This is a genomic window from Kitasatospora sp. NPDC093806 (genome assembly GCF_040683335.1).
GTDB lineage: Bacteria > Actinomycetota > Actinomycetes > Streptomycetales > Streptomycetaceae > Kitasatospora.
Genome location: NZ_JBFBDO010000096.1, coordinates 1 through 17,770 on the forward strand (window position 1 = coordinate 1; position 17,770 = coordinate 17,770).

Annotated in this window: 14 protein-coding genes; 2 read left to right on the top strand and 12 right to left on the bottom strand. The window is 69.6% G+C overall.

Annotated elements, in window-relative coordinates; genetic code table 11:
• Positions 1 to 1,647: hypothetical protein (locus AB0N76_RS31265; protein WP_363562879.1), on the top strand; the 1,647-nt coding region annotated here is incomplete at its 5' end.
• Between the two features lie 118 nt (positions 1,648 to 1,765).
• Positions 1,766 to 3,481, top strand: coding sequence for an ABC transporter family substrate-binding protein (locus AB0N76_RS31270; protein WP_363562881.1), 1,716 nt, complete (start codon positions 1,766 to 1,768; stop codon positions 3,479 to 3,481).
• Between the two features lie 93 nt (positions 3,482 to 3,574).
• On the opposite strand, the gene AB0N76_RS31275 is transcribed toward AB0N76_RS31270, so the two are convergent.
• From AB0N76_RS31275 to AB0N76_RS31330, 12 genes are all read right to left on the bottom strand, one after another.
• Complete coding sequence (locus tag AB0N76_RS31275; RefSeq protein WP_363562883.1) at positions 3,575 to 4,594, bottom strand: dipeptide ABC transporter ATP-binding protein; 1,020 nt, start codon at positions 4,592 to 4,594, stop codon at positions 3,575 to 3,577.
• Entirely contained in the window at positions 4,587 to 5,678 is a 1,092-nt protein-coding gene (locus AB0N76_RS31280) for an ABC transporter ATP-binding protein (RefSeq protein ID WP_363562885.1), read from the bottom strand. The genes AB0N76_RS31275 and AB0N76_RS31280 overlap by 8 nt, the downstream gene beginning before the upstream one ends.
• Before the next feature lie 15 nt (positions 5,679 to 5,693).
• Positions 5,694 to 6,638, bottom strand: a complete 945-nt coding sequence (locus tag AB0N76_RS31285) for an ABC transporter permease (RefSeq protein WP_363562887.1) — start codon at positions 6,636 to 6,638, stop codon at positions 5,694 to 5,696.
• Entirely contained in the window at positions 6,631 to 7,575 is a 945-nt protein-coding gene (locus AB0N76_RS31290) for an ABC transporter permease (RefSeq protein WP_363562889.1), read from the bottom strand. Before AB0N76_RS31290 ends, AB0N76_RS31285 begins: the two co-directional genes overlap by 8 nt.
• Before the next feature lie 92 nt (positions 7,576 to 7,667).
• Entirely contained in the window at positions 7,668 to 9,320 is a 1,653-nt protein-coding gene (locus tag AB0N76_RS31295; protein WP_363562891.1) for an ABC transporter substrate-binding protein, read from the bottom strand.
• 408 nt (positions 9,321 to 9,728) lie between these two features.
• Positions 9,729 to 10,823, bottom strand: coding sequence for a dipeptide ABC transporter ATP-binding protein (locus AB0N76_RS31300; protein ID WP_363562893.1), 1,095 nt, complete (start codon positions 10,821 to 10,823; stop codon positions 9,729 to 9,731).
• On the bottom strand, positions 10,813 to 11,865 hold the full coding sequence (locus AB0N76_RS31305) for an ABC transporter ATP-binding protein (protein WP_363562895.1): 1,053 nt from the start codon (positions 11,863 to 11,865) through the stop codon (positions 10,813 to 10,815). The genes AB0N76_RS31300 and AB0N76_RS31305 overlap by 11 nt, the downstream gene beginning before the upstream one ends.
• 15 nt (positions 11,866 to 11,880) lie before the next feature.
• On the bottom strand, positions 11,881 to 12,795 hold the full coding sequence (locus AB0N76_RS31310; RefSeq protein WP_363562915.1) for an ABC transporter permease: 915 nt from the start codon (positions 12,793 to 12,795) through the stop codon (positions 11,881 to 11,883).
• 76 nt (positions 12,796 to 12,871) lie between these two features.
• Positions 12,872 to 13,798 carry an ABC transporter permease gene (locus AB0N76_RS31315; RefSeq protein WP_363562897.1) on the bottom strand — a complete coding sequence of 309 codons (927 nt, stop codon included), beginning with the start codon at positions 13,796 to 13,798 and terminating at the stop codon, positions 12,872 to 12,874.
• A gap of 81 nt (positions 13,799 to 13,879) precedes the next feature.
• Positions 13,880 to 15,502 (bottom strand): ABC transporter substrate-binding protein, encoded by a 1,623-nt coding sequence (locus AB0N76_RS31320; protein ID WP_363562899.1) that lies wholly within the window; start codon positions 15,500 to 15,502, stop codon positions 13,880 to 13,882.
• 196 nt (positions 15,503 to 15,698) lie between these two features.
• Complete coding sequence (locus AB0N76_RS31325; protein WP_363562901.1) at positions 15,699 to 16,715, bottom strand: dipeptide ABC transporter ATP-binding protein; 1,017 nt, start codon at positions 16,713 to 16,715, stop codon at positions 15,699 to 15,701.
• Positions 16,708 to 17,757: an ABC transporter ATP-binding protein gene (locus AB0N76_RS31330; protein WP_363562903.1), complete on the bottom strand. Its 1,050-nt coding sequence runs from the start codon at positions 17,755 to 17,757 to the stop codon at positions 16,708 to 16,710. Before AB0N76_RS31330 ends, AB0N76_RS31325 begins: the two co-directional genes overlap by 8 nt.
• Positions 17,758 to 17,770: the final 13 nt, after the last annotated feature.

Genomic DNA, 17,770 nt, shown 5'->3' on the forward strand with positions numbered 1-17,770 from the left:
GTGCCGGGGGCGAACGGGCCGACCGGCGCGCCCGCCTCGCCGTACGGCGCCGGCCCCGAGCTGTCCGCCGACGAGGCCGGCGTCTACGCCGACGCCCCGGCCGACCCGTTCGCGCCCGTCGACCCGTTCGCCCCCGGCACCCCCGGTGCCCCCGCGCCCGCCGCCGACCCGTTCGCCCCGGGCGGCGCGCTGCCGCGCCGCCCCGTCCCGCAGGGCCAGGGCCGTCCGGCCCCCGGCGCGCCGAGCGCCGAGGACACCTCGGTCGACGGCTTCGCCCCGGTCCGCGACGGCGCCCCCGCCGGCCCCATACCCGGCGTGCCCGGCGGCCCCGGCGACCGTCCCGGCGCCCCGCAGCCCGGCCTGTTCGCCTCCGCCCCGGCCGGCACCGACCCGTTCGCCGCCCAGCGCCCGCCGGCCGCCGGCCCGCAGGGCGCCCCGGCCCCGGGCGGCCTCTTCCCCGGCACCCCCGGCGCACCCGGCACCCCCGGCGCCCAGGGCCGTCCGGGCGAGCCCGCCGCCCCCTTCAACACCGCCCCCGCCGCCCCCGGGTACCCGCGCCCCGAGGGCCCGGCCGACGGCCCGGCCCCGGTTCCGGGCGCACCGCTGCCGACCCCCGCGGCGGACGGCCCGGCCGGCGGCAAGCCCGCCCCGGCCCCGGCCGCCAAGCCCGCCCCCGCCGCCAAGCCCAAGCCGAGCGCCGTCAAGAAGCTGGTCAAGCTCGGCACCTACGCCGTCGCCGGGGTGCTCTTCCTCGGCGCCGCCGCCTACGGCACCGGGCTGATGCTGAACCAGTCGGACATCCCCAAGGGCACCGTGGTGCTCGGCACCGACATCGGCGGCAGCAACCGCGACCAGGCCATCCACCAGCTCGACGAGTCCGTCGGCAAGGCCGGCCAGCAGCCGGTCAAGCTGAAGGTCGGCGAGCAGACCGTCGACCTCGACCCGACCGCCGCCGGGCTGAGCTTCGACACCACGGCCACCGTGGACCGGCTGACCCAGCACTCCTACAACCCGGTGGACGTCCTCAAGTCGCTCAAGGGCGAGGAGCAGGCCGTGCCGCCGGAGGTCAAGGTCGACCGGGCCAAGCTCAAGTCCGCGCTGGAGGCGCTGGCCGGCGGCTCCGGCCAGGGGCTCCAGGAGGGCTACGTCAAGTTCGGCGACAGCGGCGAGCCGGTCGTCGTCCCGGGCAAGGCCGGCCAGGCGGTGGACTCCGCCTCCGCCGTCGACCTGGTCGACGCGGCCTACCGGGACCGCGCCGCCGGCAAGGCCGAGCAGCCGGTCGCGCTCGCCGTGACGGCCGCCCAGCCGAAGACCTCCGCGCAGGCCCTCCAGGGCGCCGCGGACACCCTCGGCAAGTCCGCGGTCAACGGCCAGATCCACCTGCTGGCCGGCCCCAAGAAGTTCGACTTCGGGCCGAAGACCGCCGCCGCGGCGCTCACCCTCGTCCCGGACGCCAACGGCAAGTTCGTGCCCAAGTGGGACCTCGACGCGCTCAACCGGCAGCTGGTGGCCGGCGGCTTCGACAAGGTCAAGGTCAAGAAGAACAACCAGCTGACGCAGATCACCGCGCAGGACGTCGCCGACGCGCTCACTCCGCTGCTGGAGAAGACCGGCGACAAGGACCGCACCTTCAAGTTCCCGGTCTGACGGATGGATTGAAAGCGGGGCGGGTCCGATCCGGGCCCGCCCCTCGACAATCCCCCTCCCGGTCAGCAAGATGTGACGCCGTCATACCGTCCGCCGCATCCGTCCCGGGAGAACCGCCATGGGCCGCCCCCTGTCCCACCGCACGGCCCTGCTCGCCGGCCTCACCGCCGTCTCGCTCTCGCTGACGCTCTGTTCCTGCGCCTCCGGCTCCGGCCGCGGCGACGCCCGGGCCCTGCCGAGCGCGCTGGAGACCCCCAAGCTCACCGCCGTCGACATCAACCCGCACGAGCGCGCCGAACTGCGCCAGGGCGGCACCCTGCACGTCGCGGTCGCCCAGTACTCCACCCAGTGGTCGCCGATCCAGACCGACGGCGGCGAGTCCTCCACGATCACCGTCACCAAGCCGCTGCTGCCGACCTTCTTCCGCTCCGACGCGGCCGGCACCCAGACCCCCAACCCGGCCTACCTGCAGGACGCGCACACCGAGCAGCGGGACGGCCGGCAGGTGGTGGTCTGGACGCTGAACCCCAAGGCGCGCTGGTCCGACGGCACCCCGATCACCTGGCGGGACATCGAGGCCAACTGGCGCGCGCTGAACGGCAAGGACCCGGCGTTCCGGACCGGCAGCAGCACCGGTTTCGAGCTGGTCTCGGCGGTCGACCGCGGCAAGGACGACTACCAGGCCGTGATGACCTTCGAGCGGCCGTTCTCCGAGTGGCAGTCGATGTTCAACGGCGCCGCCAACGCCCCGCTGCTGCCGGCGAGCAGGATCGCCACCCCCGAGTTGTTCAACACCTCCTACCTGGACGCCATCCCGGTCACCGCGGGCCCGTTCAAGGTCGAGAAGCTGGACCGCGCCGCGCAGACCGTCACCCTGGTCGCCGACCCGGCCTGGTGGGGCGAGAAGCCGCTACTGGACCGGATCGTCTTCCACGCCATGCTGCCCAACGCGATGGCCGCCGCCTTCAACAAGGGCGAGATCGACCTGTTCAACAACGGCCCGGACGTGGCCGGCTACCAGGCCGTCAAGAACACCCCGGGGGCCGCCGTCCGCCGGGCCGGCGGCCCCGACTTCCGGCAGTTCACGCTGAACAGCCGCAGCCCCGCGCTCACCGACCCGGCCGTCCGGCAGGCCCTGTTCCAGGCGATCAACCGGGACGTCATCACCCGCACCGACCTCGCCGGGCTGGACTGGCCCACCGTCATCCTCAACAACCACCTGCTGGTCGCCAACCAGAACGCCTACCGGGACAACTCCCTCGGCCTCAGCCGCTACGACCCGGCGGAGGCGGTCCGCAAGCTCGACGCGGCCGGCTGGAAGCTGGACGGCGACGTCCGCCGCAAGGACGGCAAGGAGCTCAACCTGCGGATGGTCATCCCGGCCGGCGTCACCCAGGCCCAGAACGAGGCCGCCGTCACCACCGGCATGCTCAAGGAGGTCGGGGTCAAGGTCACCACCGTCACCGCCAACCCCAACGAGTTCTTCGACAAGTACGTCAACCGGCGGGACTTCGACATCGCCGCCTACTCGCTGCTCGGCACGCCGTTCCCGGCCAGCGGCAACCGGTCCAACTTCGCCCAGAACGGCGGCACCAACCACGCCCAGGCCGGCAGCCCGGCGGCCGACGCCGCGCTCGACCGGGCGGCCGCCGCGAGCGACGCCGCCACCGCCTTCGAGGCCATCAACCAGGCCGACGGCGAGCTGTGGAAGGTGGCCGGGGTGCTGCCGCTCTACCAGCGCCCGCAGCTGTACGGCGCCCGCGCCAACCTCGCCAACATCGGCGCCCAGGGCCTGTCCGACATCGTCTGGGAGAACGTCGGCTTCCAGAAGTAGCGCCGCCCGCCCGGCCACCGGGCACACGGCAGGGCCCCGGAGTCCGCGCGACTCCGGGGCCCTTCTCAGGGGTGGTTCAGCCGGGGCGGGCCGTCAGCCCGCGCCGATCACGTCCCGCACCTCAGCGAAGTGGCAGGCCGACTCGTGCGCCGCCGGCCCGCTCAGCGCCGACGGCACCGCCAGCAGCGGGACCTCGGTCGAGCACCGCTCCTGCGCCTTCCAGCAGCGGGTGCGGAAGCGGCAGCCGGACGGCGGGTTGGCCGGCGACGGGATGTCACCGGTCAGCAGGATCCGCTCGCGCTGCTCGCGCCCGGTCGGGTCGGGCACCGGGACGGCGGAGAGCAGCGCCTGGGTGTACGGGTGGGTCGGGTGGGAGTAGATCTCGTCCTCCGACCCGATCTCGACCATCGTGCCGAGGTACATCACACCGACCCGGTCGGAGATGTGCCGGACGATCGAGAGGTCGTGCGCGATGAACATGTAGGACAGCTCGAACTCGCTCTGCAGCTGCTCCAGCAGGTTGATCACCTGCGCCTGCACCGAGACGTCCAGGGCCGAGACCGGCTCGTCGCAGATGATCACCTCCGGCTTGAGCGCGAGGCCGCGGGCGATGCCGATGCGCTGGCGCTGGCCGCCGGAGAACTGGTGCGGGTACCGGTTGATGTACTCCGGGTTGAGCCCGACGACGTCCAGCAGGTCCTGGACGGCCTTGCGGCGGTCGCCCTTCGGCGCCACCTCGGGATGGATCTCGAAGGGCTCGCCGATGATGTCGCCGACCGTCATCCGCGGGTTCAGCGAGGTGTACGGGTCCTGGAACACCATCTGGATGTTGCGGCGGACCGCCTTCAGCCCGGCCCCGGAGAGCCGGGTGATGTCCTCGCCCTTGAAGAGCACCTGGCCGGCGGTCGCCTTCTCCAGGTTCATCAGCACCTTGGCCAGCGTCGACTTGCCGCAGCCGGACTCGCCGACGATGCCCAGCGTCTCCCCCTTCGCCAGCCGGAAGGAGACGCCGTCCACCGCGCGCACCGCGCCGACCTGCTTCTTGAGCAGGATGCCCTGGGTCAGCGGGTAGTGCTTGACCAGCTCCTTGACCTCCAGGATGGGCTCAGCCATGGAGGGTCTCCTTCCAGAAGTGGCAGGCGCTCCGGCGGCCCGGCAGGTCGGCCCCCTCGGCGTCCAGCACCGGTACCAGGCGCGGGAGTTCGGTGCGGCAGAGCTCCTGGGCCCGGTCGCAGCGCGGGTTGAACGCACAGCCGGCCGGGATCCGCAGCAGGCTCGGCGGCAGGCCCTGGATGGCGTAGAGGTTCTGGCCCTTCTGGTCCAGCCGCGGGATCGAGTTGAGCAGGCCACGGGTGTACGGGTGGGCCGGGCGCGCGTACAGCTCGTGCACGGGCGCCGTCTCCACGATCCGGCCGGCGTACATCACCGCGATCTTGTCCGCGACGTCGGCGACCACGCCGAGGTCGTGGGTGATCAGGATCAGCCCCATGTTGAACTCGGCCTGGAGCTCCGCCAGCAGGTCCATCACCTGGGCCTGGACGGTGACGTCCAGCGCGGTGGTGGGCTCGTCGGCGATGATCAGGTCCGGCTCCAGCGCCAGCGCCATGGCGATCATGATGCGCTGGCGCATACCGCCGGAGAACTGGTGCGGATAGTCGCCCACGCGCTGACGGGCGGCGGGGATGCGGACCCGCTCCATCAGCTCGACGGCCTTCTCCTTGGCCTCCTTGCGGGTGGCCCCCTGGTGCACCCGGAACATCTCGCCGAGCTGGTAGCCGACGCTGAGCACCGGGTTCAGCGAGGAGAGCGCGTCCTGGAAGATCATCGCGATCTTCCGGCCGCGCACCGCCCGCCGGGCCTTGGGGCTCATCGTGAGCAGGTTCTCACCCCGGAACCGGATCGCACCGGAGGTGATCTTCCCGGGCGGCATGTCCAGGATGCCCATGATCGCCTGCGCGGTCACCGACTTGCCCGAACCGGACTCGCCGAGCACCGCCAGGGTCTCCCCGGCCGAGACCGAGTAGCTCACCCCGTTGACGGCCTTGGCGACGCCGTCCCGGGTGTGGAACTCGATGTGCAGGTCGTCGACCTCCAGCAGCGGTGTGCCGGGCGCGAGGCTCTCCCGGCGCGGGCCGAGCACCTCCACCGCGCCCCGGTCCGCCGTGCCGTCCGTGGTCGGCTTGGTCAGATCAGTCATGGTCCGCGGCCCTCCTCAGCGCAGCTTCGGGTCGAGGGCGTCGCGCACCGCGTCGCCGAGCATGATGAACGCCAGCACGGTGACGCTCAGCACGGCGGCCGGGAAGAGCAGCACGTGCGGGTCGTTCAGGAAGCGGGCCTGGGCGTCGCTGATCATCAGGCCCCAGGAGATCGCCGGCGACTGGATGCCGATGCCCAGGTAGGAGAGCGCGGCCTCGGCGCCGATGTACACGCCCAGGTTGATGGTCGAGACCACGATCACCGGCGCGACGGCGTTCGGCAGGATGTGCCGGGTGACGATCCGCCCGGTCCCGGCCCCGAGCGCCTTGGCCGCGACCACGTAGTCGTTGTGCTTGTTGGAGAGCACCGCCGAGCGCATCAGCCGGTAGATCTGCGGCCAGCCGAGCACGGCCATCACCGCGGAGACCGTCCAGGCGTTGCCCTCGCCCCAGGTGGACATGATCAGCATGCCGCCGAGCAGCAGCGGGATGGCGAAGAAGATCTCGGTGATCCGGGAGAGCACGCTGTCCCCGAAGCCGCCGATCCAGCCGGCCCACAGGCCCAGGGTGCCGCCGACCAGGACCACCAGGGTGGTGGTCACGATGCCGACGATGATCGAGTTGCGGGCGCCCCACACCGTCCGGGTGTAGACGTCGCAGCCCTGCACGTCGAAGCCGAACCAGTGGTCGCCGCTGGGCCCCTTGAGCGAGTCGCCCAGGTTGCAGAAGCCGCCCGCGCGCGGGTCGCCGTCGGTGAACAGCCCCGGGGCGATGGCCAGCACCACCATGAAGACCACCAGGAACCCGCCGATCAGGAACAGCGGGTTGCGGCGCAGGTCGGCCCAGGCGTCGGTCCAGAGGCTGGCGACCCGCTCGCCGTCCTTGCCGCCCTTGGCGGCCGCGGCGGTGGACGGTCCGGGGACGGTCACCGCCGGGTTCTCGCTGTTCGTCGGCTCACTCATAGCGGATCCTCGGGTCCAGGACGGCGTACAGCAGGTCGACCACCAGGTTGGCGAACAGGTAGACCATCACCAGGGCGCTCACGATGCCCACGACGATGGTGCGTTCCCGCAGGTAGACGGACTGGAAGAGCTGGTGTCCGACGCCCGGGATGTTGAAGATGCCCTCGGTGATGACCGCGCCGCCCATCAGGCCGCCGAGGTCCATGCCCAGGAAGGTGACGATCGGGATCAGCGCGTTGCGCAGCCCGTGCCGGACCACCACCCGCAGCGGGCTGAGGCCCTTGGCCACCGCCGTCCGGACGTAGTCCGCCCGCATGACCTCGATCAGGCTGGTCCGGGTGAGCCGGGCGACGTACGCCAGCGAGGTCGAGGCGAGCACGTAGCCGGGCAGCAGGTAGGACCGGAAGCCGGCCTCGTCGTTGAAGGAGACCGGGAAGAAGTCGATGCCGAAGTCGGTGTTGAGCTTCACGCCGATGAGCAGCTGGAGCACGAAGCCGATCACGAAGACCGGGATCGAGATGACCATCAGGGTCGAGATCAGCACCACGTTGTCGATGAAGCGGCCGCGCCGCAGGGCGGCGACCACGCCGGCGGTGACGCCGACCGCCATCTCGATCACCAGCGCGACGAGGGCGAGGTTGATGGTGTACGGGAAGGCCCGCTGCATCACCTCGACGACCTCGTTGCCGCGGTAGTCCTGTCCGAAGTCGCCCTTGAACAGGCCGACCAGGTAGTTCCAGTACTGCAGGAAGAACGGGTCGTCGAGGTGGTACCGGTCCCGGAGGACCGCCACGACGGCCGGGTCCTGTCGCTTCTCACCGGCCAGTGCCGTGATGGGATCGCCAGGCAGCAGGAAGACCAGTGCGTAGATCAGGAACGTCGCGCCCAGGATCACAGGTATGGCCTGGATGATCCGGCGGACCACATAGCGGCCCATGCGGTCTCCTCGTGGTCAGGGGCACGCCTGAGCCGGGCGGCGCGGGGGTTGCCCGCGCCGCCCGCCGAGGCGTGCCGGTCAGAGGGGGACGGTCAGGCCAGCTCGACGTTGGCCAGGTCGATGCGGTTCTGCGCGTCCACCACCACGTTCTTGACGGTCTTGGTGTAGGCGGCGGAGGTCATGTAGGTGTAGACGGGGATGTACGGCAGGTCCTTGATCAGGATGTCGTCGGCCTTCTGGTACAGCTTCAGACCCTCCTCCAGGCTCTTCGCCTGGTCCGCCGCCGAGAGCGCGGACTCGAACTCCTCGTTGACGTAGCCGCCGTAGTTGGAGCCGTTCTCGATCGCGACCTTGGAGAAGATCGGGCGCAGGTAGTTCTCGGCCGACGGGTAGTCCATCTGCCAGGCCATCCGGAAGGCGCCGGAGTACTGCTTCTCGCCCAGCGCGTCCAGGATCTTGCCGAACTTCTCGAACGGCTTGAAGGTGACCTCGACGCCGAGGTTCTTCTTCAGCTGGTTGCCGACCGCCTCGATCCACTCCTTGTGGCCGCCGTCGGCGTTGTAGCCCAGCTCGATGGTGTTGTTCGGGACGCCGCCGGCCGTGGTGAAGAGCTCCTTGGCCTTGGCCGGGTCGTACTTCGCCGCGTCGCCCATGGCGCCCTTGCGGTAACCCGGGATGATCGGGTTGATGAAGTCGTCGGCCGGGATGCGGGTGCCCGAGAAGATGGTCTTGGTGATCGCCTCGCGGTCGATCGACATCGAGATCGCCTTGCGGATCTCCGGCTTGCCGTACGCGGCCGGGTTGGTCGCGATCGGGAAGCCGATGAAGCCGACGCCCGACTCCGGCTTGTAGATGTAACGGTCGCCGAATTCCTGGGCGACGGTCGCCATCGCGGAGACCGGCAGCTTGTTGGTGATCTGGATGTTGTTGGCCCGCAGGTCGTTGTAGGCCGTTTCCAGCTTGTCGTAAATCTTGAAGGTGACGGAATCCAGCTTGGCCTTTCCGTCGGCCGCCGGGAAGTTCTCGTAGCGCTTGACCTTGATCTGCTTGTTGTGCTCCCACTTCCCGTCCATCTGGAACGGGCCGTTGCCGATCGGGTTCTCCTCGAAGGTCTTCCGGTCACCGGCGAAGAACGCCTTCGGCAGCGGGTAGAAGGCGGTGTAGCCCAGCATGACCTTGAACTGGGAGAACGGGGCGCTCAGGGTGACCGTGAAGGTCTTGTCGTCGACGACCTTGAGGCCCTTGAGCTTGTCGGTGGCCGGCTTCTTGTCCTTGCCCGGGGACAGCTCCTCGGCACCCTCGATCTTGGAGAAGAACGGCAGGCCCTCGGCCGCGTTGTCCTGGTTGGCGCCCCAGTTCCAGGCGTCCACGAAGGACTGGGCGGTGACCTTCTCGCCGTTGTGGAAGGTGTAGCCGTCCTTCAGCTTGATCGTCCAGACCTTGCTGTCCGGGGACTCGATCGACTCGGCGACGCGCAGCTTGGGCTCGTTGGTCTTGCGGTCGTACTCGACCAGGCCGGAGAAGAGCTGGGCAAGGACCTGGGCGCCCTCGGACTCCGCGGTGTTCTGCGGGATCAGGCCGTGCTGCGGCTCACCCGACTCGATGCTGATCGAGCCGCCCTTCTTGCCCGCACCGTTCGCCCCCTCGGAGGACTTCTTGTCGTCGCTGCCGGTGGTGCAGGCCGAGATCGCGAGCGCGGTGCACGCGGCCAGCGCGGTCCAACGCATCGTCTTGGTGAGCCTCATTCAACTGCTCCTCGATTTAGGGGCTTACGAACGGACGGCGCCCCGCCAGTCGGTGTGCCGGGCATGGCGGAGGTCGACATCTCAGGGCCGATCCGCACAGTTGGCGAGGTGACCACTGATACGCGCAGAGCAACTATCGATCAACCGACCCCTTCGGTGGAATCGCCCTCACATCTCTTTTCAATTACATGCTCAGACCAACCCGTGACAATACTCGGCAAATTCCGCCATATCGCACGCGGAGCCGTCAATTCCGCTTTCCGGATAACGGACCCCGCTGACCGGTATTCGAATCTTTACGAAGCGTAATGACAGATTTCGGGAAATTCCCGCAGGTCGGCGGGTGGACAAACGCGAGAGCGCGCCCTCCGTCGGGAGGACGCGCTCGGTCCGCGGGACCGCGGGGTGTCAAACGGTTTCCCCGCCCTCCCCCGACGGCCGCTCGGCCGCGAAGTGGCAGGCCGACTCGTGCGCGGCCAGGTCGGCCAGCCAGGCGGGCTCCGCCAGCAGCGGGACCTCCACCGCGCACCGCTCCTGCGCCTTCCAGCAGCGGGTGCGGAAGCGGCAGCCGGACGGCGGGTTGGCCGGCGAGGGCACGTCCCCGGTCAGCACGATCCGGTCCCGCGTCTCGCGCGCCGTCGGGTCCGGCACCGGGACGGCCGAGAGCAGCGCCTGGGTGTACGGGTGCGTGGCGTGCTCGTAGATCTCCCGGTCGCTGCCGATCTCGACCATCTTGCCCAGGTACATCACGCCGACCCGGTCGGAGATGTGCCGGACGATCGAGAGGTCGTGCGCGATGAACATGTACGAGAGCTCGAACTCCCCCTGGAGCTGCTCCAGCAGGTTGATCACCTGCGCCTGGACCGAGACGTCGAGCGCCGAGACCGGCTCGTCGCAGATGATCACCTCCGGCTTGAGCGCGAGGCCCCGGGCGATGCCGATGCGCTGGCGCTGGCCGCCGGAGAACTGGTGCGGGTACCGGTTGATGTACTCCGGGTTGAGCCCGACGACGTCCAGCAGGTCCTGGACGGCCTTGCGGCGGTCGCCCTTCGGCGCCACCTCGGGGTGGATCTCGAAGGGCTCGCCGATGATGTCACCGACCGTCATCCGCGGGTTCAGCGAGGTGTACGGGTCCTGGAACACCATCTGGATGTTGCGTCGCACCGCCTTCAGCCCGGCCCCGGAGAGCCGGGAGATCTCCTCGCCCTTGTACTTCACCGACCCGCCGGTGGCCGGCTCCAGGTTCATCAGCACCTTGGCCAGCGTCGACTTGCCGCAGCCGGACTCGCCGACGATGCCCAGCGTCTCCCCCTGCCGGAGGTCGAAGGAGACCCCGTCGACCGCCTTCACGGCGCCGACCTGCTTCTTGAACACCACGCCCTTGGTCAGCGGGAAGTGCTTGACCAGGTCCCGGACTTCGAGGATCGGCTCGCCGCTCGCGACCTGCTGGTCGAAGGCGGCCTCCGCCGGTGCGCCGGGCGTGCCGGACCCGTCAGCGGTCATGGAGGGTCTCCTTCCAGTAGAAGCAGGCGCTGCCCCGCCCGGCCAGCTCGGTGCCGTCGTCCTCGGTGACCGGGAACAGCTCCGGCACCTCCTGCCGGCAGCGGTCCCGGGCGCGCGGGCAGCGCGGGTTGAACGCGCACCCCGGCGGGATCCGCAGCAGGTTGGGCGGCAGTCCCTTGATCGCGTACAGCTCCTGGCCCTTCTGGTCCAGGCGCGGGATCGAGTCGAGCAGGCCGCGGGTGTACGGGTGCGCCGGGCGCGCGTACAGCTCGTGCACGGGCGCCGTCTCGACGATCCGGCCCGCGTACATCACCGCGATCTTGTCCGCGACGTCGGCGACCACGCCGAGGTCGTGGGTGATCAGGATCAGCCCCATGTGGTATTCGGCCTGCAGCTCGGCGAGCAGGTCCATCACCTGGGCCTGGACGGTGACGTCCAGCGCGGTGGTGGGCTCGTCGGCGATGATCAGGTCCGGCTCCAGCGCCAGCGCCATGGCGATCATGATGCGCTGGCGCATACCGCCGGAGAACTGGTGCGGATAGTCGCCGACCCGCTGCTTGGCGGCCGGGATGCGCACCCGGTCCATCAGCTCGATCGCCTTCTCCTTCGCGTCCTTGCGCGAAGTGCCGTGGTGGGCGCGGAACATCTCGCCGAGCTGGAAGCCCACGGTCAGCACCGGGTTCAGCGAGGAGAGCGCGTCCTGGAAGATCATCGCGATCTTTTGGCCGCGGATCTGCCGCCGCTCCTCCTTGCCCAGCTTCAGCATGTCCCGGCCCCGGAAGCGGATCTCGCCCCGGGGGATGCGGGCCGGCGGCATGTCCAGGATGCCCATGATCGCCTGCGCGGTCACCGACTTGCCCGAACCGGACTCGCCCAGCACGGCCAGCGTCTCCCCCGCCCGGACGCTGTAGTTGACCCCGTTGACCGCCTTCGCCACCCCGTCCCGGGTCACGAACTCGACGTGCAGGTCACGGACGTCCAGCAGGGGCCCCTCGTAGGGCGCCTCCCGCTCGGCCTTGCCGGTGTCGACTGCTGTGGTCACGATGCGTCCCCTCGCTCAGCGAAGCTTCGGGTCGAGGGCGTCGCGCACCGCGTCGCCCAGCATGATGAAGGCCAGCACCGTCACGGAGAGCGCCGCGGCCGGGAAGAACAGCGCGAACGGCGCGGTCCGGATCACCTTCTGGGCGGAGGAGATGTCGATGCCCCAGGAGATGGTCGGGTCCTGGAGGCCGATGCCGAGGAAGCTCAGCGTCGCCTCGGTGGCGATGTAGCCGCCCAGCGCGATGGTCGCCACCACGATCACCGGCGCGATCGCGTTCGGCAGGATGTGCCGGAACATCAGCCGCCCGGTGCCCGCGCCGAGCGCCCGGCCGGCCACCACGTAGTCGGCCTGCTTGACCGTCAGCACCGCGCCGCGCATGACGCGGGCGATCTGCGTCCAGCCCAGCACGCCCAGTGCGATGACCACGCTCCACACCGTGCGGGTGGCGAAGGCGTTCAGCAGCACCAGTGCGCCGAGCAGCAGCGGGATGCCGAAGAAGATGTCGACGATCCGGGAGAGCACCGCGTCCACGGCGCCGCCGAAGTAGCCGGCCACCATCCCGGTCAGCCCGCCGAGCAGGGTGACCGTGGCGGTCACGAAGATGCCGACGGTGATCGAGGCCCGCGCCCCGTACACCACCCGGGCGTAGATGGACCGGCCCTGGCCGTCGTAGCCGAACCAGCCGGCGCCGAAGAAGTCCGTCCAGTCCGGCCGCTTCAGGTAGTCGTTGACCAGGTCGGCCTTGCGCGGGTCGGCGTCGGTGAACGCCCAGGGGAAGATCGCGATCACGATCAGCAGCAGGATCAGCACCGCCGAGATCAGGAAGATCGGCCGCCGCCGCAGGTCCCGCCAGGCGTCGCCCCAGAGGCTGCGGGCCTCCTCCCGCTTCGCCGGGTCCGCCTCGACCAGGGTCTCCTGCTCGACCGCCATGCCCTGTTCGCCGGCGTAGTCCAGGTGGTCCACGCCCGGCTTGGGGTGCGGCTCGAAGGAACTCTCGTCGTGGATGTCAGGCATAGCGGATCCTCGGGTCCAGGACCGCGTAGAGCAGGTCGACGATGAGGGAGGCCACCAGGTAGACGATCACCAGCACGGTGACGATGCCGACCACGGTGGGCCCCTCCTTCTGGTTGATCGCCCGGTACAGGACGTTGCCGACGCCCTGCACGTTGAAGATCCCCTCGGTCACGATCGCGCCGCCCATCAGCGCGCCGAGGTCGGTGCCGAGGAAGGTGACCACCGGGATCAGCGAGTTGCGCAGCAGGTGGCGGCTGATGATGGTGCGCCGGGGCAGGCCCTTGGCGACCGCCGTGCGCATGTAGTCGGCCCGCAGGTTCTCGCCGATCGAGGTGCGGGTGAGCCGGGCGACGTACGCGAGCGAGAGCGAGCCCAGCACGATCGCCGGCAGGATCAGCTGGGAGAGGTCCTTGGAGTCCTGCACCGTCGGGGTGACCCAGCCCAGGTTGGTCGCGAAGATCGTCTGGGCGATGTAGGCCAGCACGAAGACCGGGATCGAGATCACCAGCAGGGTGAGGACCAGCACCAGGGTGTCCTGCACGCTGCCCCGCTTCAGCCCGGAGACCAGGCCCAGCAGCAGGCCGAAGACCATCTCGAAGACGAAGGCCAGCAGGGCCAGCCGGATGGTGACCGGGAAGGCGTCCGCCATGATGTCGGTGACCGGGCGGCCGGTGAAGCTGGTGCCGAAGTCCCCCTGGAAGAGGTTCCCCATGTAGTGCAGGTACTGCTTCCAGAGCGGCTGGTCCAGGTAGTACTTGTGCTTGAGGTTGGCCACCACGGCGGGGTCGGCGGCCTTGTCCCCGAACAGCGCCGAGACCGGGTCGCCCGGCAGCGTGTAGACCATCAGGAAGATCAGCAGCGTGGTGCCGAAGAACACCGGGATCATCTGCAGCACCCGCCGCAGCACATAACTGCCCATCCGAGCCTCCTTCCTAGGGGAAGTGATCGAGTGCCCGGGCCCCGCCCCCCGTGCGGGGAGGGCGGGGCCGGCGCTGCCTCGTCAGCCCTTGACCGAGACCTGGGTCCAGGCCGGGTTGCCGAAGGAGTCGAACTTCACGTTCTGCACCTTGTTGGAGTAGCCCGAGTTGGTGCGGTAGTACCAGAGCGGGATCGTCGGCATGCCCTGGGCCAGCACCGCCTCGGCCTGCTGGTAGCCGCTCACCGTGTCGGCCACGCTGGCGGCCTGGTCGGCCTGGTTGGCCAGCTGGTCGAACTGCGGGTTGCTGTAGCCGAAGTCGTTGGACGCGGCGCCGGTGCGGTACACGTCGGCGAGGAAGTTGGCGTTCAGCGGGTAGTCCTGCACCCAGCCGGTGCGGAAGGCGCCGTTGATCTGGTGGCCGGTGATCGCCGCGCGGGCGGTCTTGAAGTCGGGCTTCGGGTCGCCGACGCAGTCGACGCCGGTGCTCTGCCGGATCGAGTTGCAGACCGCGTCCACCCACTCCTTGTGGCCGCCGTCGGCGTTGTAGGTGATGGTCAGCTTGTTGCCGGGGACGCCGCCGCCCTCGGTGATCAGCTGCTTGGCCTTGGCCGGGTCGAACTTGCAGTTGTCACCGCACTGGCCGTCCTTGTAGCCCTCGACGCCCTCGGCGACCCAGGCGGTGGCCGCCTTGCGCGAGCCCTGCAGCACCGTCTTGGTGATGGTCGCGCGGTCGATCGCCATCGACAGGCCCTGCCGGACCTTCGCCTTCTCCGGCGCGGCCCAGTCGGCCTGGTAGAGCGTGAAGCCGAGGTTCTGGATGGCGCCCTGCGGGGCGTCGACCGCCCGGTCGCCCAGGTCGTTCTTGTAGGTGGCCAGCGCCGACGGCGGCACCTGGTCCATCACGTCCAGGTTGTTGGACTGGAGGTCGGCGTAGGCGGCCTCGGCGGTGTTGTACATCTTGAAGACGACGCCGCCGTTCTTCGGCTTGTCGACGCCCTGGTAGTCCGGGAAGGCCTTGGTGACCAGCTGCTGGTTGTGGTCCCAGCTGACGAACTGGTAGGCGCCGTTGCCGACCGGCTTCTGCCCGAACCCGGCCGGGTCGCCGAAGAAGGCGTCCGGCAGCGGGGAGAAGGCGATGTAGCCGAGCTTGTACTCGAAGTACGAGACCTTGCCGCTCAGCTTGACGGTGAAGTGCAGGTCGTCGACGACGGTCAGCCCGGACATCTTGGCCGCGGTCGGCTGGCCGCTCTTCGGGTGGACGTCCTGGTAGCCCTCGATGTCGGAGAACCAGGAGCTGTTGATCTGGTTGTTGGAGGTGGTGGCCCCCCAGTTCCAGGCGTCCACGAAGTTCTTGGCGTGCACCGGGGTGCCGTCGTGGAACTTCCAGCCGTCCTTCAGCGTGACGTTGAAGGTCTGCGAGTCGCTGGTCTCGATCTTGTCCGCGACCTGCATCCGGATCTTCGCGTTCTCCGGGTCGTAGTCGACCAGCCCCTTGAAGAGGTTCTGCAGGATGCGCCCACCGCCGGTCTCGTTGGCGTTCGCCGGCTGCAGCGGGTTCTGCGGCTCGCTGCTCTGGTAACTGAAGCTCTTGCTGCTGTCCGACGAGCCGCTGCTGCCGCCCCCGTCGCTGCTGCACCCGCTGGCCACCAGGGCCACGGATGTCGCTGCGGCGAGGACCCAACGAGCACGGGTGGCCACGGGCATGGACGTCCCTCCTCAAGGTGTGTGACGCATCACACCCCATGAGAAGCGCGGCCGCCCGGCGGCGCGAGCCGGGTACCCCCGGACGGGTGCACCGGGCGGGACCGGGGTTGACGACGGGACCGCCGACCGGCCCCGGAACGCCGGAAGGGCCCGCGGCGCGAACGCCACGGGCCCTTCCGGACCGGACCACGGGGGATCAGACGGCGGCCGTCTCCCGGACCTTCGGGAAGTGGCAGGCCGACTGGTGCTTGGCCGGGCCGCTCAGCACCTCGGGCACCGCCAGCAGCGGGACCTCGGTCGAGCAGCGCTCCTCCGCCTTCCAGCAGCGGGTGCGGAAGCGGCAGCCGGACGGCGGGTTGGCCGGCGACGGGATGTCACCGGTCAGGATGATCCGGTCGCGGTTCGCGCGCGCCTCCGGGTCCGGCACCGGCACCGCGGAGAGCAGCGCCTGGGTGTACGGGTGGGTGGCGTTCTCGTAGATCTCCTCGTCCGAGCCGATCTCGACCATCTTGCCCAGGTACATCACGCCGACGCGGTCGGAGATGTGCCGGACGATGGAGAGGTCGTGGGCGATGAACATGTACGAGAGCTCGAACTCGTTCTGGAGCTGCTCCAGCAGGTTGATCACCTGCGCCTGGACGGAGACGTCCAGGGCCGAGACCGGCTCGTCGCAGATGATGATCTCCGGCTTGAGCGCGAGGCCGCGGGCGATGCCGATGCGCTGGCGCTGACCGCCGGAGAACTGGTGCGGGTACCGGTTGATGTACTCCGGGTTCAGGCCGACGACGTCCAGCAGGTCCTGGACGGCCTTGCGGCGGTCGCCCTTGGGAGCCACCTCGGGGTGGATCTCAAAGGGCTCGCCGATGATGTCGCCGACCGTCATGCGCGGGTTCAGCGAGGTGTACGGGTCCTGGAACACCATCTGGATGTTGCGGCGGACGGCCTTGAGGGCCGCGCCGGACAGCTTGGAGATGTCCTCGCCCTTGAACAGGACCTCGCCGGAGGTGGCCCGCTCCAGGTTCATCAGCACCTTGGCCAGCGTGGACTTGCCACAGCCGGACTCGCCGACGATGCCGAGGGTCTCGCCCTTCGCCAACTCGAAGGAGACGCCGTCGACGGCCTTGACGGCGCCGACCTGCTTCTTGAAGAGGATGCCCTGGGTCAGCGGGTAGTGCTTGACCAGGTTCTTGACCTCCAGGATGGGCTCAGCCATGGAGGGTCTCCTTCCAGAGGTGGCACGCGCTGCGGCGGCCGGTGAGCTCCTTGCCGTCCTTGTCGGTCACCTGGTGCAGCTTCGGGATCTCCGTGCGGCACAGGTCGGTGGCGACGTCACAGCGGGGGTTGAACGCGCAGCCGGCCGGAACCTTCAGCAGGTTCGGGGGCAGGCCCTTGATCGCGTACAGCTCCTGGCCCTTCTGGTCCAGGCGCGGGATGGAGCGGAGCAGGCCCTTGGTGTACGGGTGCGCCGGGTTGGCGTACAGCTCGCGCACCGGGGCGGTCTCGACGATCCGGCCGGCGTACATCACGGCGATCTTGTCCGCGACGTCGGCGACCACGCCGAGGTCGTGGGTGATCAGGATCAGGCCCATGTTGTACTCGGCCTGCAGCTCGGCGAGCAGGTCCATCACCTGGGCCTGGACGGTGACGTCCAGGGCGGTGGTGGGCTCGTCGGCGATGATCAGGTCGGGCTCCATGGAGAGCGCCATCGCGATCATGATGCGCTGGCGCATACCGCCGGAGAACTGGTGCGGGTAGTCGCCCACGCGCTGACGGGCGGCGGGGATGCGGACCCGCTCCATCAGCTCGATGGCCTTCTCCCGGGCCTCCTTCTTGGAGGCGCCGCGGTGCACCCGGAACATCTCGCCGAGCTGGGCGCCGACGGTCATCACCGGGTTCAGCGAGGAGAGCGCGTCCTGGAAGATCATCGCGATCTTCTGGCCGCGGATCTGCCGGCGGTCCTCCTCCTTCATCGCGAGCATGTCCTGCCCGCGGTAGAGGATCTGGCCCTGGCTGATCTTGCCGGGCGGCATGTCGAGGATGCCCATGATGGTCTGGGCGGTCACCGACTTGCCGGAACCCGACTCGCCGAGCACCGCCAGGGTCTCACCGGCGGCCACGGAGTAGTTGACGCCGTTCACGGCCTTGGCGACGCCGTCCCGGGTGTGGAACTCCACGTGGAGGTCCTTGACCTCCAGCAGCGGGGTGCCAACCTCCAGGCGGCCGCTCTTCTGGTTCTTCTCGATCACGGTGGTCATCGGGTCGTCACCT